This window comes from Pseudomonas sp. NPDC089534, from assembly GCF_044749305.1.
GTDB lineage: Bacteria > Pseudomonadota > Gammaproteobacteria > Pseudomonadales > Pseudomonadaceae > Aquipseudomonas > Aquipseudomonas ekonensis.
This window is the reverse complement of the sequence record NZ_JBIVHR010000005.1, coordinates 1-22,527: the sequence shown is the minus strand read 5'-3', so window position 1 is coordinate 22,527 and position 22,527 is coordinate 1. Positions and strand designations below refer to the sequence as shown.

Annotated in this window: 20 protein-coding genes; 5 read left to right on the top strand and 15 right to left on the bottom strand. The window is 66.8% G+C overall.

Annotation, left to right across the window (positions count from 1 at the left end; all coding sequences use genetic code 11):
• The first annotated feature begins 168 nt into the window (after positions 1-168).
• Positions 169-756, top strand: a complete 588-nt coding sequence (locus ACIP0B_RS02550; RefSeq protein ID WP_085582151.1) for a phage tail protein — start codon at positions 169-171, stop codon at positions 754-756.
• A 54-nt stretch (positions 757-810) separates the two neighbouring features.
• Positions 811-1,122 (top strand): DUF6916 family protein, encoded by a 312-nt coding sequence (locus tag ACIP0B_RS02545; protein WP_400829568.1) that lies wholly within the window; start codon positions 811-813, stop codon positions 1,120-1,122.
• Positions 1,123-1,142: 20 nt separating this feature from the next.
• On the opposite strand, the gene ACIP0B_RS02540 is transcribed toward ACIP0B_RS02545, so the two are convergent.
• The 4 genes from ACIP0B_RS02540 to ACIP0B_RS02525 are packed head-to-tail and all read right to left on the bottom strand — an operon-like array spanning position 1,143 to position 5,848.
• Complete coding sequence (locus ACIP0B_RS02540; protein ID WP_400829567.1) at positions 1,143-1,640, bottom strand: GNAT family N-acetyltransferase; 498 nt, start codon at positions 1,638-1,640, stop codon at positions 1,143-1,145.
• Positions 1,641-1,652: 12 nt separating this feature from the next.
• Entirely contained in the window at positions 1,653-3,749 is a 2,097-nt protein-coding gene (locus tag ACIP0B_RS02535; RefSeq protein ID WP_400829565.1) for a biotin/lipoyl-binding protein, read from the bottom strand.
• Complete coding sequence (locus ACIP0B_RS02530) at positions 3,750-5,069, bottom strand: efflux RND transporter periplasmic adaptor subunit (RefSeq protein ID WP_400829563.1); 1,320 nt, start codon at positions 5,067-5,069, stop codon at positions 3,750-3,752.
• Positions 5,066-5,848 carry an efflux RND transporter periplasmic adaptor subunit gene (locus tag ACIP0B_RS02525; RefSeq protein ID WP_400829562.1) on the bottom strand — a complete coding sequence of 261 codons (783 nt, stop codon included), beginning with the start codon at positions 5,846-5,848 and terminating at the stop codon, positions 5,066-5,068. Before ACIP0B_RS02525 ends, ACIP0B_RS02530 begins: the two co-directional genes overlap by 4 nt.
• A 169-nt stretch (positions 5,849-6,017) precedes the next feature.
• Here ACIP0B_RS02525 and ACIP0B_RS02520 point away from each other — a divergent pair, with 169 nt between their 5' ends.
• Complete coding sequence (locus ACIP0B_RS02520) at positions 6,018-6,383, top strand: type II toxin-antitoxin system RelE/ParE family toxin (protein ID WP_400829561.1); 366 nt, start codon at positions 6,018-6,020, stop codon at positions 6,381-6,383.
• A complete protein-coding gene (locus ACIP0B_RS02515) occupies positions 6,376-6,681 on the top strand; it encodes an XRE family transcriptional regulator (protein WP_085582173.1) in 306 nt (101 codons plus the stop codon). Before ACIP0B_RS02520 ends, ACIP0B_RS02515 begins: the two co-directional genes overlap by 8 nt.
• 91 nt (positions 6,682-6,772) lie before the next feature.
• On the opposite strand, the gene ACIP0B_RS02510 is transcribed toward ACIP0B_RS02515, so the two are convergent.
• The 11 genes from ACIP0B_RS02510 to ACIP0B_RS02460 all read right to left on the bottom strand — a co-directional run bounded on the left by ACIP0B_RS02510 (position 6,773) and on the right by ACIP0B_RS02460 (position 21,245).
• Positions 6,773-8,305: an efflux transporter outer membrane subunit gene (locus ACIP0B_RS02510; protein WP_400829559.1), complete on the bottom strand. Its 1,533-nt coding sequence runs from the start codon at positions 8,303-8,305 to the stop codon at positions 6,773-6,775.
• Positions 8,302-9,372, bottom strand: a complete 1,071-nt coding sequence (locus ACIP0B_RS02505; RefSeq protein WP_400829558.1) for an HlyD family secretion protein — start codon at positions 9,370-9,372, stop codon at positions 8,302-8,304. The genes ACIP0B_RS02510 and ACIP0B_RS02505 overlap by 4 nt, the downstream gene beginning before the upstream one ends.
• Positions 9,373-9,390: 18 nt before the next feature.
• Positions 9,391-10,929 carry an MFS transporter gene (locus ACIP0B_RS02500; protein ID WP_400829557.1) on the bottom strand — a complete coding sequence of 513 codons (1,539 nt, stop codon included), beginning with the start codon at positions 10,927-10,929 and terminating at the stop codon, positions 9,391-9,393.
• A 223-nt stretch (positions 10,930-11,152) separates the two neighbouring features.
• The gene (locus ACIP0B_RS02495; RefSeq protein WP_400829555.1) at positions 11,153-12,070 is read right to left on the bottom strand and encodes a LysR family transcriptional regulator; all 918 of its coding nucleotides are present in this window, start codon (positions 12,068-12,070) and stop codon (positions 11,153-11,155) included.
• 182 nt (positions 12,071-12,252) lie between these two features.
• A complete protein-coding gene (locus ACIP0B_RS02490; protein ID WP_400829554.1) occupies positions 12,253-13,119 on the bottom strand; it encodes an ABC transporter permease in 867 nt (288 codons plus the stop codon).
• A 20-nt stretch (positions 13,120-13,139) separates the two neighbouring features.
• Complete coding sequence (locus ACIP0B_RS02485; protein WP_400829553.1) at positions 13,140-14,000, bottom strand: ABC transporter ATP-binding protein; 861 nt, start codon at positions 13,998-14,000, stop codon at positions 13,140-13,142.
• A gap of 5 nt (positions 14,001-14,005) precedes the next feature.
• Entirely contained in the window at positions 14,006-15,031 is a 1,026-nt protein-coding gene (locus ACIP0B_RS02480) for an ABC transporter substrate-binding protein (protein WP_400829552.1), read from the bottom strand.
• Between the two features lie 18 nt (positions 15,032-15,049).
• On the bottom strand, positions 15,050-15,937 hold the full coding sequence (locus tag ACIP0B_RS02475) for a TauD/TfdA dioxygenase family protein (RefSeq protein ID WP_400829550.1): 888 nt from the start codon (positions 15,935-15,937) through the stop codon (positions 15,050-15,052).
• A gap of 407 nt (positions 15,938-16,344) precedes the next feature.
• Positions 16,345-17,712, bottom strand: coding sequence for an HlyD family type I secretion periplasmic adaptor subunit (locus ACIP0B_RS02470; protein ID WP_400829549.1), 1,368 nt, complete (start codon positions 17,710-17,712; stop codon positions 16,345-16,347).
• Positions 17,702-19,858 (bottom strand): type I secretion system permease/ATPase, encoded by a 2,157-nt coding sequence (locus ACIP0B_RS02465; RefSeq protein ID WP_400829548.1) that lies wholly within the window; start codon positions 19,856-19,858, stop codon positions 17,702-17,704. The genes ACIP0B_RS02470 and ACIP0B_RS02465 overlap by 11 nt, the downstream gene beginning before the upstream one ends.
• Positions 19,859-19,892: 34 nt before the next feature.
• Positions 19,893-21,245, bottom strand: a complete 1,353-nt coding sequence (locus ACIP0B_RS02460) for a TolC family outer membrane protein (RefSeq protein WP_400829546.1) — start codon at positions 21,243-21,245, stop codon at positions 19,893-19,895.
• A 360-nt stretch (positions 21,246-21,605) separates the two neighbouring features.
• Between ACIP0B_RS02460 and ACIP0B_RS02455 the strand changes: the two genes are divergently transcribed.
• Positions 21,606-22,527: retention module-containing protein (locus ACIP0B_RS02455; RefSeq protein ID WP_400829545.1), on the top strand; the 922-nt coding region annotated here is incomplete at its 3' end.

Sequence of the window (22,527 nt, the reverse complement as noted above, 5' to 3'; positions counted from 1 at the left end):
CCATGCGCAATCGCGACGACATCCGGCAGGTCCGCCGATCCGGGTCTACGCTACGGCTTGGCGTGACCTGCCCGCGCAACGGGAAGGAACCGGCGGATCATCCTGACCTGCCCGGCGACAAGGGCCGATGCGCGGCGCGCCGACCACACAACAGAAGGATGAGGAACCATGGAAGTATTTATGGGTACGATTCAGCCGTTCGCCTTCCAGTTCGCTCCACGTGACTGGGCCTGGTGCAACGGACAGATTCTTTCGATCGCACAGTACAACGCCTTGTTCGCCTTGCTCGGCACCTATTACGGCGGCAACGGCCAGACCAACTTCGCGCTGCCCAACCTGCAGGGGCGCATGCCCATGTCGCAAGGCAACGGGCTGGGCCTCACGCCGCGCACCATCGGCGAGGTGGCCGGCGTCGAAAGCGTCACCGCCACCATCGCCAACATGCCCAACCACACCCACGCGATGACCGGGCTGACGGCCAACAGCGCCCTGCAGCTGGCCGTGCCCGCCAGCAACCCGGCCACCACGCCGACCGCCACCAACGCCTACCTCGGCGCCTCCGGCGGCGGCCCGGGCTCGGCCAACATCTACTCCGACGCGCAAGGCGCCACGCCGGTGCCGCTCAAAGGCCTGACCACCACCGTCACCGGGGACATCTCCCCAGCGGGCGGCAGCCAGCCGATGGGCGTGATGAACCCGTTCCTGGTGGTGAACTTCAGCGTCGCCCTGAACGGCATCTTCCCGTCGCGCAACTGAAAGGGCGCCGGGGGCGCAAGCCCCCGGCCGCTTTCCCGTCACCGGAGCCCAACCATGCTGCAATCGGTCCAGAACCGCCATTTCCAGGCCCTGCTGGGGCAGACCGGCACCCTGCACCTGCCCGACGGATCGACCCTGGCGATCCACATCCGGCACTACGAGGAAATCCCCTCGGCCAAACTGCGCCACAGCGAACGCATGCCGTTCAGCCTGGAGTTCGACAGCCTGGAGCCCACCGGCTTCGTCGACGGCCTGTGCGCCCTGGAGCTGCCGGAACTCGGCCGGGTGGACGACATCTTCGTGTCGCGGGTGCCGCCGATGGGGCGGGATCCGCAACTGGGCTATTTCTGCATTTCCTTCAACTGACGCCCGTTGCAGGAGCAGTTTCAGCCCTGGGGATACCACACCAGCCGCTCCGCCGTCGGCGAGCGCTCCTCCACGGAGAACCCGAGCGCCAGGTAGTGCTGGCGCGCATGGGGGTTGTTCGCCCACACCACCGTCGCCACCGGGCAGCGGATCTGCTGCGCGGCCTTCTGCACCCCTTGCAGCACGGCGCGGCCGTAGCCCTGGCCGCGGGCCTGGGGGATGAAGGCCAGGTACAGCACGCGGATTTCGTTGGCGCCGAAGTCGGTGCTCAACGAGCCGATGGCCGTGCCGAGTTTCTCGACCACGTAGTGCATGGCGTTGGGGTAGTGTTCGCCCATGCCCTGTTCCTGCGCCCGGAACTGCTGGCCGACGATCTGCTGGACGAACTCCTGCTCGCCGTCGATCCATTGCAGGTCCGGCCGCGCCGACTGGTAAAGGCTGTGCAGGAACGGCCCGTCGGTGGGCCGCGAAGGCCGCACCACCAGACCGTCCGCCGCGACATTCGTGTTGTCCGCCATCGTCATGCCCTCCTAGAAACCGCTTTCCCTGACGCCCAGCGCCGCCAGCCGGCGCCAGGCCACCCCCAGCAGCGACTCGCCGCTGCCCTGCAGCACCACCACGCCGCGCAGCGGCTGCGCCGGTGCCGGCAGCCGATCCAACGCCTCCAGGCGCGCGCCGTACTGCGCCTGCACCGGCTCGGCCCGCTGCTGCGGGTCGCGGCGCACGGCGATCGGCCCGTGGTGATCGGAGGTCAGCGCCTCCTGGTCGACGTAGGCCACGCCGTTGGTGTCGATGTCATCCAGCCGCACGGCGAGGGCCGGGTGCATCGGATCGTCGGCGATGAACCGGCCGGTGGCGCCGGGCTTGACCCGCCACAGCTCGGCCTCCGCCAGATAGCCGCGCAGGCGCGTGCCGTCCTCGACCACCCGGGCCAACGCGTCCCTGGTGGACAGCCAGCGGCCGGGCACAAGGTTCGGCAGCAGGTCGCGCACGGTGCCGGCATGGGGCGCGCGCAGCAGCAGGCGCTCGCGCTGGGCGCTCAAGCCGCGGTAATCCGCCACGGCCTCGGCCAGCCGCTGCTCGACGATGCCGGCATCGGCGGCGGTTTCGCTGCGCCCGGCCTGACGGCGCATCAGCAACTGCTGGATCTGGATCTCCTTGCGCACGATGGCCTGGCGCGAATCCAGGTCCGGCGACTCCAGTTCGATCAGCACATCGCCCTGGGCCACCTGCTGCCCGTCCCGCACGTTCACCGTCTTGACCCGCGCGGCCACCGGCGCATGCAAGGCACTGGCGCGGCCGCCCTCCAGCATCACCGGCAGTTCCACGGCGCTGCGCCACGGCACGGTCAGCAGCAGCAACAGCCCGAGCAGCGCCAGGCCGCTGAGCAGCACCCGGGGGGCATGGGCCTGTTCGCGGCGGCTCCACCACTGGCGCCACTCACGCATGATCGGCAGGAAGATGAACCACACCAGTTCCACCAGCATCAGGAAGATCCCCAACACCTTGAAGAACAGGTGATAGACCGCCAGCGCGATCCCGAAAAACAACGCCGCGCGCCATAGCCACGAACCGTACCCCCAGATCAGCAAACGCCGCTGCACCGCCGGCGACCAAGGCTCCGGCGCCGGGGCGCCGTAACCGAACAGAAACTCGCGCAGGCGCCAGCGGCACAGGGCAAACGCCCGGCCCTGCAGGTTGTCGACCTCCCACAGATCGCTGAGCAGAAAGTAGCCGTCAAAGCGCATGAACGGGTTGAGGTTGACCACCAGCGTGGTGATCCACGTCGCGCTGGCCAGCATGAACGCCGCCGTGCGGCCCGGCCCGTCGGGCAACAGCGACCAGGCCAGCAACGCCAGGCAGGCCAGCAGCAGCTCCGCCAGCACCCCGCCGGCGCCGATCAGCAGCCGGGCGCGCCGGTCGTTGACCCGCCAGGCATCGCTGACGTCGGTGTAGAACATCGGCAGCAGCACCATGAACGCCACGCCCATGCTCTGCACCCGGCAGCCGGCGCGCTTGGCCATGAACGCATGGCCGAACTCGTGGCAGAGCTTGGCGAAGAACAGCGACACGCCGAACGCGATCGCCCCGCCGAGGCTGAACAGGTGCGGGAACGTTCCGACGAAACGCTGCCAGTCCCGCGACACCAGAAACACCCCGAGCCCCAGCGTCGCCGGCAAGCCATAGCGCAGAAGCCTGGGGCCGAAACGCGCAAGCCACGGCCAGGCGCGGTTGAGGAACGCATCCGGACGCCACAGGGGAATGCGGAAAAACAGGTATTGGTGGAGCAGGATCTGCCACAGGCTCTGGCGCCGCGCCAACGCCTTGAGCCGATAGCTGGCGCGCTGCTGGTCGTCGAGGGCGCTGATCAGGTCGTGGCTGCGCAGGAACGCCAGCAACTGCTCAAGCTCGGCGCCGTCCAGGGCCAGGCCCGGCTCACGGTTGGCCGCCCGCAGCACTTGCTCGGCGTCGCCCAGCGCCCAGTGACGCAACAGGCGCATGGCCGCTGCGCCGAGCTTGAAGTAGCGACCGCTCACCGGATCCGCCAGTGTCCAGCGCGGCGAACCGTCCAGGGCCGGCGCCGCGGGCGACAGTTGCAGGTCGGCGCGCAGGCTCGGCAGGATCATTTACAGGCCCACGCTCTGGCGCAGGCCCGCCAGCGGCCGGCGCAGCAGGTACAGCGCCAGCGGCGCACGGTCGCCGAAAATCTTCGCCGTGCCGCGCAAGCCGATGCGCGGCGGCGCCTCGGTGAAGCCGGCATCCAGCCGATAGGCCAGTTGGCCGCCGGCGGTGGGCTGCGCCTCGTAGGCCGAGCGTTCGAGGGTCGCGAGATGGCGTTGCAGCGGGTCGCTGTCGAGAAACAGCGAAATCTGCGCGCCGGGCTCCAGCGCGATGGCGTCGCCCACCGCCAGTTCGATGCGCAATTCGGCCTGGCTCGGGTCGGCGATTTCCATCAGCCGTTCGCCGGTCTGCACCGGTTTGCCGGTCCAGCGTTCGGCGTCGGCGAACACGGCGATGCCGTCGCGTTCGGCGCGCACTTCGCTGCGGTTGAGCAGTTCGCGGGCGTAATCGCGCTCGGCGCGCTTCTGCTCGACCCGGGCAGCCAGCAGATCCACCCGGGAGCTGGATTCGGCATCGGCGAACGAGCGCTGGGAATTGGATTTGAGTTCGGCTTCAGCGACGCCCAATGCACGCTCGGCGACGTCGGCCTGGGCCTTGAGGGTCGTGCTGTCGAAGCGCAGCAGCAGGTCGCCGGCCTTCACGCTTTGATTGGGCTTGACCCGGAATTCGGCGATCACCCCGTCCAGCGGCGCGGCGACCACCCGGCCACCCAGCGGCACCACTTCGGCCGGCGCCAGCACCGACTGGCGCACCGGCACCAACAGGCCGAGCAGCACCACCGCCGCCAGCGCCGCCTGGCACTTGCGCGTCCAGCGCAACCGCCACGGCTTGCGCGGCTGCAAGGCCAGCCAGGCATGGCTGCAGGTGTCGCCCAACTGCGACAGCAGGACTTGTTCGGAGGGGTTCCACGGCACATCCCGGGCCAGCCACAAACCGCCGAACACTTCGCCCTGGCGGTCGATGAGCGGCAGCCAGAACACCTGCAGCGCCGACAGGCCCTGCCAGTCGGCCCGCACCGGTTTGCTGACCATTTGCGGCGCGATCACCCGCGCCTGCTTCAGCACATCCTGCTTGAACAGCTGGGCCACCGCCTGCTCGACGAACGCCACGAACGGCGCGTTCGGCTCCACCGCACTGACCCCGGTCACGGCCTGCACCTTGCCGGCGATCAACAGGGTCGCGTGGCGGTAGCCGAACAGCGACTGCCCGTCATTGACCAGGCTGTAGGCCAGTTGAGGAACATCGCGGGCCGCACGGATCTGCCGTTCGAGGTCAAGGAACCGGGCGAACACCTGCTCCGCGCCGCCCCCCGCCGGGGCGTTCAATTGAGCTCCGCAAAACGCGCGGTGCCGCTCATGCCGGCGAGCAGGCCGGTGGCGTTCGGCAGCGTGGCCACCAGCAGCAGGGTCTGGCTGCCTTCATCGATCCGCGCACCGAGGCGCTTGACCGTGGCATCGATCGGCTTGCCGGTCTCATCGGGGACGAAGCTGAAGGTCTGGCCAGGCTTGAGTCTGTCCATCCAGCGCGACGGCACCAGCAGGTGGATCTCCAGGGTGCGGTTGTCGACCACATCCAGCAGCGGCGCCCCCGCCGGCACGCTTTCGTAGCGCTGCACCTTGCGCTCGACCACTTGCCCGTCGAACGGCGCGATCACGCTGCAACGCTTGACCTGCACCTGGTACACCTGGGATTGCGCCTGGGTCTCGCTGACCTTGGCCTCGGCCCGCGCCACCTCGAACCGCCCGACGGAATTGAGCGCCGCCAGTTGCCGGTTGTGCGCCAGCTCCTCGCCGGCGCCGCGGCTGGCGGCCTGCGCCGCATTGAGCTGGGCCTGGTAGGCCGAACAGTCGAATCGCGCCAGGGTGTCGCCCTTCTTGAACGACTCGCCCTCGCTGAACGGCAGCTCGACGATGCGCCCGGACAGCTCGCTGGCCAGCACCGCCTGATCGCGGGCGCGCAGCACGCCGCGGGCCTCGCTGCCGCTGGCGACAGCCTGGGCGGCCACACCGTTTTCCAACAGCGGATCGTCTGGCGCGGGGGTTTGCGCCTGAACTGCACTCGCTGCAAGGGACATTCCGAGAACCCAACCACGAAAACGCTGCATGACCGCTACTCCCTGTCGGATGTGCGGAGTCTACGACAGCGGGGTTTAGCGTCAAGCGAAAGGCCATCATTGCGACGAAGACTGGCGTAATCCCATGAAACAGACTATGGTCGACCCATCGAAAATATAACCTTTATGGAATATTCCATGACGCTTATATTTTCCTCCCATGAATTGGGAAATCGAATACACCGACGAGTTCGGCAACTGGTGGGACGACCTCACGGAAAGCGAGCAGAGCTCTGTGGCCGCAAGCGTCAAACTGCTGGGCCAGTTCGGGCCGGGCCTGCGCTTCCCGCACAGCAGCGCCATCAATGGATCACGACATGGCCATCTGCGCGAGTTGCGGATTCAACATGCCGGACGGCCTTACCGCATCCTGTATGCATTTGATCCGCGGCGCTGCGCATTGCTGTTGATCGGCGGAGACAAAACCGGTCAGGATCGCTGGTATGAAGTCAATGTCCCGCTCGCCGATCGACTGTACGACGAGCATCTCGATACATTGCGCAAAGAGGGTTATCACGATGGCTAAGAAATTTGCCGAACTCGAAGCGCGCATGACTCCCGAAGCCCGGGCACGCGCCGAATCGATCTACGAACAACACATCAAGGAAATGCCTCTCAATGAGTTGCGGCAGGCCAAAGCCCTGAGCCAGGCGACGCTTGCCGAAACACTGCACGTCAACCAGGCGGCGATCTCGAAAATGGAACGCCGGACCGACATGTACATCAGCACCTTGCGCAACTACATCCGCGCAATGGGCGGCGAGCTCGAAATCATCGCCACATTTCCCGACGGGCAGATCAAAATCGAAAACTTCGCAGGTTGAGGCCTCTAGGCTCAATTGAACCTGCGAGGCTTTCGGGTTCCGCATCCGCTGCCCTTCCGGGTGAGGCAATCCCTGCCCGATCACGTGAGCCTTAGCGCTGCACTACCTCCCCCTCCGGATACACCGACTCCCACCCCCCGCCCAACGCCCGGTACAGCCCGACCATCGCCAGCGACACCCCGGCGGAGCTTTCCACCCATTGTTCCTGCGTCGTCAGCAGCGCGCTCTGCACGGTGAGGACGTTGACGAAATCGACCACGCCTTCGACGTACTGCCGTTGCGCGGTGCGCAGGGCGATGCGGTTCTGGCGCACGGCTTCGGCCAGGCTGTCGCGGCGGCGCTGGCTGGCGTTGTAGGCCGTCAGTTGGTCGTCGATCTCATGCCAGGCGCGCAGCACGGTCTGCTGGTAGGCGATCGCGGCGTCCTGCTGTTGGGCTTCGCGCAGGTGCAGCACGCCGCGCAGGCGGCCGCCGTCGAACAGCGGCAGGCTCAGCTGCGGGCCGATGGCGAAGGCCCGCGAGCCCCAGGAGCCGAAGTCGCTCAACTGCATGGCCTGGGAGCCGAGGTTGCCGGACAGCGTGATGCGCGGATAGAAATCCCCCTCGGCCACGCCGATGCTGGCGGTGGCGGCATGCAGCCGGGCTTCGGCCTGGCGGATGTCCGGGCGGCGTTCGGCCAGTTGCGACGGCAGGCCGATGGCGACCTGGGGCGGCGACTGCGGCACCGGCGCATCGGCGGACAACGCTTTGGACAGGGCCTGCGGCGGCTCTCCCATCAGCAGGCTGATGGCGTTGATCAGTTGCGCCTGGCGCTGCTCCAGCGCCGGCAGCCGCGACTCGATGGCGGCGACCTGCGCCGCCGCTTCGGCGACATCCAGGTCGGTGGCCACCCCATCGTTCAGGCGCAGCTGCGACAGATTCAGGCTGTGCCGGGCGACGTCCAGGTTCTGCTCGGTGACCGCGCGGGTGTTCTGCACGCCGCGCAACTGGATGTAGTTCTGCGCAGTGTCGGCCAGCACCGCCAGCAGCACGCCGCGGCGGTCGTTTTCCGCCACCGCCAGATTGGCGTCGGCGGCTTCGGTCTCCCGGCGCACGCGGCCCCAGAAGTCGAGCTCCCACGAGGCGGAGAACCCGGCGTCCCACAAATTGAAGGCGGAATCGCCGTTGCGCCCCGACGGGTCGTTGAGGCCCTCGCCGCTGTTGCGCTTGCGTGCATAGCTGCCGGTGACGGCGGTGGTCGGGTAGCGGTCGGCGGTGATCGCCTGACGGGCCGCGCGGCTCTGTTGCAGACGGCTGGCGGCACGCTGCAGGTCGAGGTTGCTGTTCATCGCACGCTGGGTGAGGGCCGTCAGTTGCGGGTCGTGGAAGACCTCCCACCAGCGTTCGGTCAGGGGCTCGGCAACCGCTTGGCTCGGGGCGCTCCGGGCGGGTTTGGCCCATTCGCCGATCTGCACGCCCTCGGGTTTGCGAAAGTCCGGCCCGACGGTGCAGGCGCTGAGACTGACGGCGAGCAGAACGCTCGAAAGGCGGTGCGGCCACTGGCCGATCCGCAAGCAGGCTCGCTCCCGCAGGGACATGGGTGCAAGGCCGTTCGCGCAGGCGCCGGCCGGTTCGACATTCATCATCGCTGGGTCACCTCGCGCACCGACGTCACCGAACTGTTGGTGTCGATGCTCGCCTCCACGGACATCCCCACCCGCAGCCGCTCGGCCAATGGTTGGCCAGGCTCCAGCAGGATCTTCACCGGAATCCGCTGCACCACCTTGGTGAAGTTGCCGGTGGCGTTGTCCGGCTTCACCGCCGCGAACGTCACGCCGGTGGCCGGGGCGATGCTTTCCACGCGCCCGTTCAGGGCTTCGCCGCCCAGGCTGTCGACCCGCACTTGCACGTCCTGCCCCGGCTGCACGTCGGTCAGCTGGGTTTCCTGAAAGTTGGCCACCACGTAGGCCTGCTGCAGCGGCACCACCGCCAGCAGCTTGCTGCCCGGCGTCACATAGGCGCCGACCCGCACGGCGCGCTCGCCGATCATGCCGTCCTGCGGCGCGGTGATGCGGGTGTACGAGAGGTCGAAACTGGCGATCTCCAGAGCGGCCTGCGCACGTTTCAGGCCACCGTCGGCGGCGTCGCGCTGGGCGGTGAGGATCTCCACTTGCTTGCGTTCCGCCGCCAGCACCGCCGTGGCGGTGTCCAGCCGCGCCGTGGCCTGATCGATGCGGGTGCGCGCCTGCTGCGCGTTCTGCACGGTGCCGGCCCCGACGCCGGCCAGATGGCTGTAGCGGTTGAGTTCCTGCTGGGCGAAAGCCATTTCCGCCTTGGCCGCCACCACCGAGGCCTGGGCCTGGGCGATCACCGACACCTGACGCTCCAGGGTGGCCTTGGCGTTCTGCAGCTGCGCACGGGCGACCTGGGTCTGCGCATCGGCGGCTTCGGCGGCGGCGCGCAGGTCGCGGTCGTCGATCAGCGCCAGCAGTTGCCCGGCCTTGACCTGCTGGTTGTCCTCCACCAGCACTTGCTTGATGAACCCCGCCACCCGCGGCACCACCAGGGTGTAGTCGGCGGACACGTAGGCGTCGTTGGTGTTCTGCTGGGTGCGTTTGCCGAACAGGCCCGGCGCCGCCAGATGCAGCAGCACGCCGACGGCCAGTGCGGCCGCCACGGCGACCGCGAGTTTTTGCTTTGCTTGAGTCGTCATAAAAACCTTCAGTTCCAGTCAGGTCGGCGCACGGGGCGGAAAGATCCGCGTCGGCAGCCAGAAAATCAGCAGGATCAGCGCCGCCGCGACGCCGGCCATGCACAGGTAAAGATCCGAGGAGGTCAGCACCACCGCCTGCTCGTGCAAGCGGTGGGCAAGGCCGGCGCCGTCGCGCTCGGCCAGGGGCGAGTTGCCGAGGCGGTCGACCAGCATCGTCGAGTGGAAATGCAGCCGCGCGGTGGTCAGCGCGTCGATCACCCCGGTGGCGATCACCGCCGCCAGGCCTTTCACGGTGTTGAACCAGGCCGAGGCGAACGGCCCGTCCAGCGGCGTGATGCTGCCGGTGGACAGCATCAGCAGCGGCAGCACCGCCATCGGTTGCCCGAAGATCTGCAGCCATTGCAGGACGTAGAAGTCGTCGCGGATCCACGCCGACGTCAGCTGCGAGCCGCCCAGGCACGACAGCGCCAGCATGCTCAGGCCGAGCCCCAGCACCCAGCGGCAATCGACCCAGCGCAGGTTGCACAGCGCCGCCACCAGCGGCAGCGCGATCAGTTGCGGCAACGCCGCCAGCAGCATGATCGGCGCGGTCTGCACCGGGCGGTAACCCTGCACCTGGGCCAGGTAACTGGAAGGAATCAGGATCACCGCCAGCAGGATCACCAGCACCCCGGCCAGGGTCAGCAGGGCGAACGACAGGTTGCGGATGCCCAGCATCTGCAGTTTGAAGAACGGGATCGGCTGCGACCACTCGTTGACCAGGAACGCCACCAGCAGCAGCGCGCCGGCGCCGAGCAGGCCGCAGATCAGATCGGACTCGAACCAGTCCAGCCGGTTGCCCTGCAGCAGCCCGATCACCAGCATGCAGATCGCCGGGAACCCCAGCAGCAGGCCCTTCCAGTTGAATGCCTTGAGGCGCTCCAGGCGCAGCGGATCCTGCGGCAAGCCGTAGGCCACGGCGGCCATGGCGATCAGGCACGGCACGATGATCTGCCAGAACGTCCACTGCCAGCCGACGTGCTCGGTCCACAGCCCGGCCAGCGGCGTGCCCAGGCCCGGGCCGAACGTGGCGGTCAACGCGTAGCCGGCCAGGCCGTAGAGCTTGATGCTAGGCGGCAGAAAGCGCAGCGCCACCGTCATGAGCATCGGCGGCAACGCGCCGCCGGCCAGTCCTTGCAGGGTGCGCATCAGCAGCAGGCTTTCGTAGTTGGGGGCGAACGGACAAAGCACGCCGAGCAGGGTGAACACAGCGATGGCGCACAGGGTGAAGCGCCGCAGCGAGAACGTCACCGAGCACCACGGCGCGAACGCCATCGCCGCCACCGAGGTCGCGGTGTAGCTGGCGACGAGCCAGGTGCCTTCGTCGTAGCCGATGCCCAGGGCGCCGCGGATGTCGGCCAGGGCGACCTTGGTCACCATTTCGTTGAGGCCCGACACCAGCACCGCCAGCAGCACGCCGACCAGGCCGATGACGATCCGCGCCCCGAACACCGGCGGCGCGGCGGCCGGCGCCGCAGCGGTCGCGGCCGCTGGGGCCGGCACCGTCAGGGATGTCATGAACGCACACTCCGGTTGAATGGATACCGGAGCATGGTAGTGGGGCTTAATGCTGACGAAAATTGACTTATCGGCAGCTTATAAGTGCATCTGACGCACCATTAGTATCATTGTGGCGAGGGAGCTTGCTCCCGCCGGGTACGCAGCGGCCCCTCCCGAAAAGGGCCTGCTTTGCAGGCCAGCGGGAGCAAGCTCCCTCGCCACAGGCTGGCAGGCCGAACGGTCAGGACTGCGCGGCACGCCAGGTCTCGTCGCAGCAGGCCTTGAGGGTCTCGCGCAGCCAGCGGTGGGCCGGATCCTTGTCGAAGCGCGGGTGCCAGGCCTGGGTCAGCATCAGGGTCGGCAGCGGAATCGGCAAGTCGAACGAACGCAGCTTCAGCCCCAGCCGCCGCACGCTCAGCAAGGCTTCCTTGGGCACCGGCAGGATCAGGTCGGAGTCCGGCAAGGCGAACATCGCCGCATGGAAGCTCGGCGCGATCACCGCCACCCGCCGCTCCAGGCCCAAGGCGTTGAGCGCCGTGTCGATGGGGCCGCGGGCGATGCCCCGGCGGGACATGCTGATGTGGGAGAACCCGGCGTAGCGCTCGGCGGTGATTTCGGCGTCGAACAAGGGGTGGTCTTCGCGCACCAGGCCGACGAAGTGGGTGGAGAACAGGTTCTGCACCTTCACCTCCGGCGTCACCGGCCGGGTGTTGCTCACGCTCAGGTCGATCCGCCCTTCGCGCAGCGCCTCATCATCGCCGTCGCCTTCGGGGACGAAGCGCAGTTCGCAGTGCGGCGCCTGCCGGTCGAGGGTGTCGAACAGCTTGCCGCCATAGACGCCGACAAAGAAATCGTTGGCGCGGATGCTGAAGCGCCGGCGCAAGGTGCCCAGCTCCACGGCATCCGCCGAGCGGAACAGCAGCGCGGCCTGTTCGACCACGTCGCGCACCTGTTCGCGCAGCTCCAGCGCCTTGGGCGTCGGCACCAGGCCCCGGCCGGCGCGCACCAGGATCGGGTCGCCGATGGCCTCGCGGATCCGCGTGAGGGTGCGGCTCATGGCCGCCGGGCTGAGGTTCATCCGCCGCGCCGCGCCGACCACGCTGCCTTCGTTGAGCAGGGCGTCGAGGGCGACCAGCAGGTTCATGTCCGGGAGTTGCATCGCAAGCACTCATGGCTGATCAGGATTGATTCGGGCGCAATGCTAGCAGACATCCTTCAGGGCCGGCGGCGGCTCCACAGGCGCCATCACCAGCAGGCTAGCTCCCACAATGGGTTTGCGTCGGAGCGGAACCCTGTGGGAGCCAGCCTGCTGGCGATGGGCCCAGTCCAGGCACCCTGAGCCTACCGCTGCATGCCCCACTTCTTCACGGTCACCCGCTCCAGGGTGTCGAACACCAGGTTCTCCACCAGCAGCCCGATCAGGATCACCACCGCAAGCCCGGCGAACACCTTGTCGGTGTACAGCTCGTTGCGGTTCTGGAAGATGTACCAGCCCAGGCCGCCCTTGCCGCTGGTGGCGCCGAACACCAGTTCGGCGGCGATCAGTGTGCGCCAGGCGAACGCCCAGCCGATCTTCAGGCCGGCGAGGATCGACGGCAGCGCCGCCGGGATCAGGATGGACAGCACAAAACGCATGCCTTTGAGGCCGTAGTTGCGCCCGGCCATGCGCAGGGTTTCCGACACGCCAAGGAACCCGGCGTAGGTGTTCAGCGCCAGCGCCCACAGCACCGAATGCACCAGCACGAAGATCAGGCTGTTCTGGCCCAGGCCGAACCACAGCAACGCCAGCGGCAGCAGGGCGATGGCCGGCAGCGGGTTGAACATCGAGGTCAGCGTGCTCAACAGATCCCGCCCCAGCTGGGTCGAGACCGCCAGGGTGGTCAGGGCAAAGGCCAGCACGATGCCGATCAGGTAGCCTTTGAGCAGCACCAGCAGGGAAATCCACACCTTGCCCGGCAGCTCGCCGCTGAGCAGGCCGTCGTACAGGGCGTGGGCGGTCTGGAGGAAGCCCGGCAGCAGCAGATCGTTGTTCTGCACCCGCGCGACCGCCTCCCAAAGCACCGCCAGCACCAGCAGGATGAGGCTCTTGCGCAGCCAACCCTGTTGCCACAACCGCTGGCCGAGCGCCAGTTCGCGCTCGACCGGCACACGGGTCAGCGGCTCCAGCACCGTTTCGAACTCATGACGCGAAGAAGATGAAGGGTTCATCGGGCAATGCTCCTGGCCGCTCAATAGGCGATGCGGATGTCGGTGAAGTCCAAGGCCTGCGCGGTCTCCGGCGACTGGCCTTCGTCGAACAGCAGGCGGTGGATGCGCCGCGCCGACTCCTGGAACGCGATGCCGCCCAGGCTGTGCAGATCGTACTGATGGCTGTGCACCTCGGCCCGCACCCTGCCCGGATGCGGCGACAGCAGCAGGATGCGGTTGCCGACCACCAGCGCCTCCTCGATGGAGTGGGTGACGAACAGCAGCGTGAAGCGCACCTCTTCCCAGAGCCGCAGCAGCTCTTCCTGCATCTTGCGCCGGGTCAGCGCATCCAGCGCGGCGAAGGGTTCGTCCATCAGCAGGATCTTCGGCTGCATCGCCAGCGCCCGGGCAATCGCCACCCGCGCCTTCATGCCGCCGGACAGGGTGTGCGGATAGGCATCGGCGAACGCCGCCAGGCCGACCTTCTCCAGGTAATGCAAGGCACGCTCTTGCGCTTCCCTTTTCTTCAGCGTGCGTGAGGCCAAAAGCGGGAACATCACGTTCTGTTTCACGGTTTTCCACGGCGGCAGCTGATCGAATTCCTGGAACACCACGATCCGGTCCGGCCCCGGCGCCTCCACGCGCCGGCCTTGCAGGCGGATCTCGCCTTCGCGCGGCGCAATGAACCCGGCCACCGCCTTGAGCAGCGTGGATTTGCCGCAGCCGGAGGGGCCGAGCAGTACGAAGCGATCCGCCGGATCGACCTCGAAACTGACCTGGTGGGTAGCCCGCACCACCCGTTGCGGCGTGCGGTATTCGAGGCTGACCTGATCGACCGCCAGCAGCGCTTCGGTGCCGGCGGCGGGGTTGCTGGCCGTGTGGCCTTGCAAAGGGGCGTTCATGGCGGTCAGCTCCCCTGCAGCGGCTTGGCGTCCTGGAAGAAGTAGTCCTTCCACGAATCCGGCTTGTTCTTGATCGCGCCGACGCGGTAGAGGAATTCGGCCAGCGGGTAGGTGTTCTTCGGCGTGACGCTGAACTCGAACTGCGGGTTGTCGATGATCTTCAGCAGCGCGGCGCGGTCGATCTTGGCCTTGGTCACGCGCAGGTAAGTGTCCGCCGCCGCGCCCTTGTCGTTCTGGGCGAACTGCGCGGCTTCGGTCAGGGCCTCGACGAAGGCTTTGTAGGTCTTCGGGTTGTCGTTGCGGAATTTCTCGGTGGCGAACAGCACGGTCGGCGAGTTCGGGCCGAGCACGTCATAGGAATTGAGCACGACGTGGACGTTGGGGTTTTCCAGGGCTTGATCCTGGAACGGCGGGTTGGAGAAATGCCCGGTCAGCTCGGTGCCGCCGGCGATCAGCGCAGCGGTCGCGTCCGGGTGCGGAACGGCGATGGTGTACTTGTCGAGGCGGTTGAATTCCTTGTCGCCCCACTGCTTGGCCGCCGCGTACTGCAGGAACCGCGACTGCACCGAAACCCCGACCGCCGGCACCGCGATGCGGTCCTTTTCGGTGAAGTCGGCGATGGTCTTGACCTTGGGATTGTTGCTCACGAGGTAATACGGGAAGTTGCCCAGCGAGGCCACGGCCTTGACGTTCTGCTTGCCGTGGGTGCGGTCCCAGATGGTCAGCAGCGGGCCGACGCCGGCACCGGCAATGTCGATGGAACCGGACAGCAACGCATCGTTGACCGCCGCGCCGCCGGACAGCTGCGTCCAGTCGACCTTGATGTCGATCCCTTCCTGCTTGCCGTACTTCTCGATCAGTCCCTGATCGCGCACGACGTTGAGCAAAAGGTAAACGATGCCGAACTGTTCGGCGATGCGGATTTCACCTTCGGCATGGGCCGCGGACGGCGCCGCCAGGCTGCCGGCGATCAGGCTGAAACCCAGGCCGACGGCGGCGGCCAGCGGCGCGAATGGAAGACGTTTGGACATGATCGGTTCTCCGGCAATTCAGAAAGGCGCGTCGCCCTGGATGGTGGTGCGATAGAGCTTGCGGCGCAGGTGCGCGGGGCAGCCGGCGGCCAGGTGGATCAGCGAGCGGTTGTCCCAGAACACCAGGTCGTGGGGCTGCCAGCGGTGGCGATAGATGTTCTGCGGCAGGACGCTGTGGGCGTAGAGCTCGGCCAGCAGCTGTCGGCTCTCGTCCTCCGGCAGGCCGACGATGCGGGTGGTGAAGCCTTCGCTGACGAACAACGCCTTGCGGCCGTTTTCCGGGTGGGTGCGCACCACCGGGTGCACCACTTCCGCGACCTGGGCCAGTTGCTCCGGGGTCAGGGTCGGGCGCCAGTTGCCTTCGAACTTGGTTTCGCTGTAGCGGGCGGTGTAGGAATGCGCCGCCGAACGGCCCTCGACCGCGTTGCGCAGCGCTTGCGGCAGGCTGTCCCAGGCTTTGTGCATGTCGGCGAACAAGGTGTCGCCGCCTTCGGACGGCAGCTCCTGGGCATGCAGCATCGAACCGAGGCTCGGCAGCTCTTTGTAGGAGAGGTCGGAGTGCCAGAACTTGCCGGCATCGCCCAGGCCGACGTTCTGGCCGTTCTCGACGATGTTGGAAACGATGAGGATTTCCGGGTGGCCGGCCAACAGGAACTGCTTGAGCACATGGATCTGCAGCACGCCGAAGCGGCGGCTGAAGTCGATCTGTTGCTGCGGGGTGATGCGCTGGTCGCGGAACACCACCACGTGGTGATCGAGGTGGGCGCGGTGAATGCGGGCGAAGTCTTGGTCGTTGACCGGACGGGCCAGGTCCAGGCCGATGATTTCGGCGCCGACGGCGCCCTCGAACGGGCGGACTTCAAAGGTTTGCGGCGCGATGCCGGGTGAGGCGGTGGCGGCGGACATGGATCACTCCCACATGCGGCACGCTCAAGGGCGCGCGCGTCGATCAAGAAACTCACGCTGGATTGCGTGTTCGTTCGTGTCGTGCGGCGCGCCGATTGGTCGGCAGGTACGCAGGGGTGTGACTTTATAGGTATAAAAATTGAAATTTAAATACCATTAATGAATAACGATATGGCGATTGGGGACAGCGGCGGTTCTTGTCACAGGCCAACCGGATGCGGTGCCTGGACAGACGCCTTCGCGAGCAGGCTCGCTCCCACAGGGGATGTGGCCGGACACCACTGTGGGAGCCAGCCTGCTGGCGATGGGGATTGTGGCGCAGCGCTGCGTCGGCCGGGCGGACGCCTTCGCGAGCAGGCCTGCTCCCACAGGGGATCGGCGTCGTGCGCCGACCCTGCGGCAGAGGCCTACCGCTCGTGCAGCGCCTCGGCCCGCGCGCGGATGATCGGCTTGAGCAGGTAGCTCAGCACGGTCTTCTTGCCGGTGATGATATCCACCGACGCCACCATCCCCGGAATGATCAGCAGCGGCTTCTCGTCGGTGCCGAGGTGGCTGCGCTCGGTGCGCAGCTTGATCACGTAGTAGGTGGTTTTCTTGTCTTCGTCGGTGATGGTGTCCGCGCCGATCTGCTCCAGCTTGGCCTTCAGGCCGCCGTAGATGGTGTAGTCGTAGGCGGTGAACTTCACCGTTGCGTCCTGCCCCGGATGCAGGAAGGCGATGTCCTGCGGACGGATCTTGGCCTCCACCAGCAGGGTGTCGTCCAGCGGCACGATCTCCACCAGGTCGCTGCCCGGCTGGATCACGCCGCCGATGGTGTTGACCAGCATCTTGTTGACGATGCCGCGCACCGGCGAGGTGACCAGCGTCCGGCTGACCCGGTCCTCCAGCGCCTTGCCGGTGGCCTGGGCCTTGTTCAGGTCGGTGCGCGCCTCGTTGAGCTGGGTCAGCGCCTCGCTGCGGAACTTGCCGCGGGTCTCGTCGATCTTGCGCTGCACTTCCTTGATCGCCGATTCGGCCCGCGGAATCGCCAGCGTGGTGGCGTCGAGCTGACCTCGGGTCTCCACTTCGGCGCGCTTGAGCCGCAGCACTTCGACCGGCGACACCGCGCCCTGGGCCACCAGCGGCTCGGACATGTTGATTTCCTGGCGTTGCAGGCCCAGCTGCTGACGGTACTGCGCCTGCTTGGAGGTGAACTCGCGCAGCTCTTGCTGGCGCTGGATCAGTTGCTCCTGCAACCCGCCGATCTCGTCATGCAGCTGCTGACGGCGGCTCAGGTACAGCGACTCCTCGCTCTTGGCCTGGCCCGGCACGGCCTTGAGCACGTCCTCGGGGAAGTTCAGCGCACGGTCCTCGACCTCGGCGCTCAGGCGCTCGACCCGCAGCAGCATCGACAGCCGGTCGGCCTCCGTCTCGCCGACGTTAGAGGCGAACCGCGTGTCGTCCAGGCGGATCAGCGGCGCGCCGGCCTCGACGATCTGCCCTTCCTTGACGAACAGCTCGGAGACGATCCCGCCCTCGAGGTTCTGGATCTTCTGGATCTTCGACGACGGAATCGCCTTGCCGTCGCCCTTGGTCACTTCGTCGATGACCGCGAAGTTGGCCCACAGCAGCAGGAACAGGAAGAAGCCGATGATCGCCCAGATCGTCAGGCGCACCACCCTCGGCGCGTCCTCGATGAGCGCCTTGTTGACCTCCGGCAGCGGCTGGCCCTGCAACGACGCGGAGCCTTTGAAGTAGCGGCGGATCGACTCCTTGACACCCGACTTAAGCAACACTGATCTGCCCCTTCTTCAACGCTTCCATCACCGCGGCCTTCGGGCCGTCGGCGAGAATCTGGCCACGGTCGACCACCAGCAGGCGATCCACCAGCGACAGCAGCGACGCCCGGTGCGTCACCAGCACCACGGTCTTGTTTTCAATCACCGCCGCCAGGCGTTGCTTGAGGCGCTCCTCGCCGGTGTTGTCCATGGCGCTGGTGGGCTCGTCGAGCAGCAGGATCGGCGGGTTGAGCAGCAGCGCACGGGCCAGGGCCACGTTCTGGCGCTGGCCGCCGGACAGGTTCTGCCCGCGTTCGCCGACCTGCAGTTCGTAGCCTTTGGGGTGCAATCTGGCGAACTCATGGACGCCGGCCAGCTCGGCCGCTTGCAGCACCAGTTCATCCTCGACGTAGCGGGCGCCGGAAATCAGGTTGTCGCGCAGGGTGCCGGCCAGCAGCTGGATGTCCTGGGGCACGTAGCCGATGTTGTAGCGCAGCTCGCTGACGTCGATCTGGCGGATGTCCACGCCGTCCACCAGCAAGGCGCCGTCGTCCGGCTGGTACAGGCCCACCAGCAGCTTGGCCAGCGAACTCTTGCCCGAACCGCTGCGGCCGATGATGCCGATCTTCTCGCCGGGGCGGACCACCAGGTTGATGCCCTTGAGCGCCGGGTTCTGCTGCTCCGGGTAGGTGAAGTTGAGCTGGCGGCACTCGATGGCGCCCTGCAGCACCTTGCGGCTCAGCGGACGCTCCTCGAAATTGCGCTCCTGGGGCAGCTCCATCATCTGGTCGACCGAGGTCATGGTCACCCGCGCCTGCTGGTAGCGGGTCAGCAGGCCCGACAGCGACGCCAGCGGGCTGAGCGCCCGGCCGCTGAGCATGTAGCAGGCGATCAGGCCGCCCATGCTCAGGTTGCCGGCGATGATCTGGTACACGCCGAAGACGATCATGACCACGCCCGCCAGCTGCTGGATCAGCAGGGTGATGTTCATCGCCAGGCCCGAGAGCATCTTCACCCGCAGTTCGAGGCGGCTGAGGGTGCCGATGGTCTGCTCCCACTGGTACTGGCGTTCGCTCTCGGCGTTGTTGACTTTCACCGCGTCGAGGCCGGCGAGGGTCTCGATCAGGCTCGACTGGCGCTCGGCGCCCAGCGCCATGGTGCGCTCCATGGTCGCCACCAGCGGCTTCTGCAAGGCGTAGCCGATGGCCAGGGCGATCGGGAAGGCCAACACCGGAATCCACACCAGGTGCCCGCCGAGGATGGCGATCACGATGAAGATCAGGATCGTGAACGGCAGGTCGATCACGCTGGTCAGCGTCAGCGAGGCGAGGAAGTCGCGCAGGCTCTGGAACTCATGGATGTTCTGGGCGAAGCTGCCGACCCGCGCCGGCCGGTATTTCATGGCCATGCCGACGATCCGCTCGAACAGCGTGGCGGAGATGATCAGGTCGGTTTTCTTGCCGGCCAGGTCCAGGCACAGGCTGCGCAGGCTCTTGAGGATCAGGTCGAAAATGTAGGCCCCGGTGATGCCCAGCGCGAGCACCCACAGGGTCGCCTCGGCCTGGTTCGGCACCACGCGGTCGTAGACGTTCATCACGAACAGCGGTGCGGCCATCGCGATGATGTTGATCAGCAGGCTGGCGGCGATGGCGTCGGCGTACAGCCAGCGCGAGCGCTTGAGGGTGTCGCGGAACCAGGAGCGCGCCCGCGGGATCAGCGTGCCGTGGTTGACGTCGAACTTGTGCTGGGGCTGGGCGAAGAAGACCTTGCCGGTGTAGTCGTCGGCCAGCAGGTCGCGGTCCACCAGGGATTCGCCGCCGTCGCTTTCGCTGAGCAGCACCCGGGCCTGGCCTTCGCCCTGCCAGCCGAGCAGGACGGCGCTGCGGCCGTCCTTGAGCAGCAGCAGCGCCGGCATGGCGATGGCCGGGATCTCCTCCAGCTTGCGTTGCAGCACCCGCCCCTGCAGGCCGGCGCGGGCCGCCGCGCGGGGCAGCAGCTCGACGCTCAGGCGCTGCTTGGGCAGCGGCAGGCCGGTGGTGAGCATCGCCGCGCTGGCGGGCTTCTGGTGCAGCACGCACAGGGCGAGCAGACCGTCCAGCAACGGGTCGTCGTGCATCGCGCGTGGATCATGGCTGAGTTGAACTCGACTGACTTCTGATTCCACGCTCGACACTCTTTAACGATTGAAAAGGGACAACTCAATTCATCCCGGGCAGTTGGACCTTGGGCTTCACGTCGTTCTGCACGACGGACGCCATCGGTGCGACCACTCCCTGGCTCTTGAGCAACTCGCCCATGGTCGCCTTGATTCGGTATTGAGTAAATAACTGAATGTTCTTGATCTCGGCCAGACGGCGCGAAGCGGTGAACAATTCGTTCTCGCTGTCGAGCAGATCCAGCAGGGTGCGCTCGCCGAGGCTGAACTGGCGCTGGTAGGCGGTGCGCACGGCGGTGCTGTGATCGACGTACTGCTGGGCGATCGGCACCTGGGCGTTGGCGTTGTTCAGGGCGTTCCAGGCCAGGCCCAGTTCTTCGTTCAACTGGCGCAGGGCGTTGTTGCGGATGTCCAGCGCCTGGTTCGACAGGTAGGCCTTGGATTCCAGGTCAGCCTTGTTGCTGCCGCCCGAATAGAGGTTGAAGCGCATGCGCAGCATGGCCTGCCATTCGTTGTTGTGGCCGTTCTGGCCGTCGAGATCGTTGTCGGCGGTGCGGCCCAGCTCGGCGTCGAAGCGCGGGTAGAAGGTCGACTTGGCGGTTTCGTACTGCTTCTCGGCCGCGGCGATGTCGGACTCGGCCGAACGCAGGATCGGGCTGTTCTCCAGCATCTGCGCGCGGGCTTCGTTGAGGTTGGCCGGCAGCATCGCCATGAACGGCGCCGGACGCTCCAGCTGGTCGGGCATCTGGCCGACGGCGCTGAGGTAGTTGGTCTCCGAGTCGGCGAGGTTGGTCTGCTCGGTGATCAGGTTGTTGCGCGCCTGGGCCATCCGCGCCTCGGCCTGGTCCAAGTCGGCGCCGCTGCCGACGCCGCGCTGGGTGCGCAGCTGGATCTGGTCGTAGATGCGCTGGTGGCTCTTGAGGTTTTCCTCGGCCAGGCGCACGAACTCGCGGCGGGTCAGCACGTCCAGGTACACCTGGGCCACGGTCAGCGCGGTGCGCTCGGAGGTGCCGAGCAAGGCATAGGCGCGGGAATTGACGGTGGCTTGTTGACGCCCGACTTCGCTGGACGTCGCAAAACCGTCGAAGACCATCTGCGAAAGACGCAAACTTGACTCGCTGCGGTTCAGGGTTTCCCAGTGGTTGCCGCCGCCGTTGGCGCGGGTGGTGACGCTGTCGGTGCCTTCACGGCCGTAACCGCCGAGCAGATCGACCTTGGGCAGGTATCCACCTTTTGCCGCCTTTAATTGATAATCCGCAGCCAATCGACTATTGACCCCTGCCTGGATCTCCGGATGGACATCCAGCGCCTGCTGCATGGCTTGCGGCAGGGTTTGGGCTTGTGCGAAAGAGGCGGCGAGGGCGAAGGGTAGTGCCTTGAACAGGTACGAACGCATGGTGAATGTTTCCCAGGACTTCTTGTCTTGAATCACAGCAAAACGGGGTGCTGCGTCGGAAGATGGCAACCGTGATGACCGTATGTCGGAAAGTTGAAAACCGGAACTGGGTCACACGCTGACGGACGGGTCGCCGCATAAATATCAATGTGACATTACCGGGACGATTGTTTAGGATGGCTCCCAGAAGGTCAATAGTTTGGCATAAAGTTAATAGCGAAAGAATCTAGCCAAAATATTGACATAGATCAGCGTCAAACATGTTTCACCACATTTATTTGAAAGTACGTCCAGACTGAATCGGCTAAGAACCATCAGGTCTATGGAAGTCAACTGAACGTGACACCCGGAGAGTCTTCAATGAGCAGTGTTGTTGCCATCGTCAAAAGCATTGTCGGTCAGGTATTCGTGGTGTCGCCGGAAGGCGTGCGCCGCGTGCTCGTTGAAGGCGACCGGCTGTTCGCCGGCGATCAGGTCGACACCGGCGTCGCCGGCGCGGTGTCCCTGGAGCTGGCCGACGGCCGCACTCTCGATCTGGGCCGCGACACGCAGTGGAGCGCCAACGCTCCGGACTCCAGCACCGACCTGGCCGAGGCCACCGCGCAAGCGGCGCCGTCCGTCGAGGAACTGCAGCAGGCCATCGCCGCCGGCGCCGACCCGACCACCGCCCTTGAAGCCACCGCAGCAGGCCCGAGCGCCGCAGGCTCGGGCGGCGCGGCCGGCGGCGGCCACAGTTTCGTGATGCTCGATGCGACCGCAGGCCGCGTCGATCCGACCATCGGCTTCCCGACCGCAGGCATCGGCGGTGCCGGCCAGGCCGCCCAGAACACCACCGGCGGGCAGACCGCCGACACCACCACCAACGCGCTGCGCGACTCGACCCTGACTCTCAGCGCCACGCCGACCATCACCGAAGCCGGCGGCGTGCTGGTGTACACCGCGACCCTGACCCAGGCGCCGCTGACCGACCTGACCGTCACCCTGTCCAACGGCGCGGTGATCGTGATTCCGGCCGGCTCCACCACCGGCACCGTCAACGTGCCGCTGGCCCCGAACGACACCGTCTACAACGACCCGAAACAGATCGACGTGACCGTCACCGGCACCACCGGCGGCAACGGCATCACCGTGACCACGCCGACCACCCCGGCCACGACCCAGGTCACCGACACCATCGACACCACCACCGTCACCCTGACGGCCGGGCCGAGCGTCACCGAAGGCGGCCAGATCACCTACACCGCCACCCTGACCAACCCGGCGCAGACGCCGGTGACCGTCA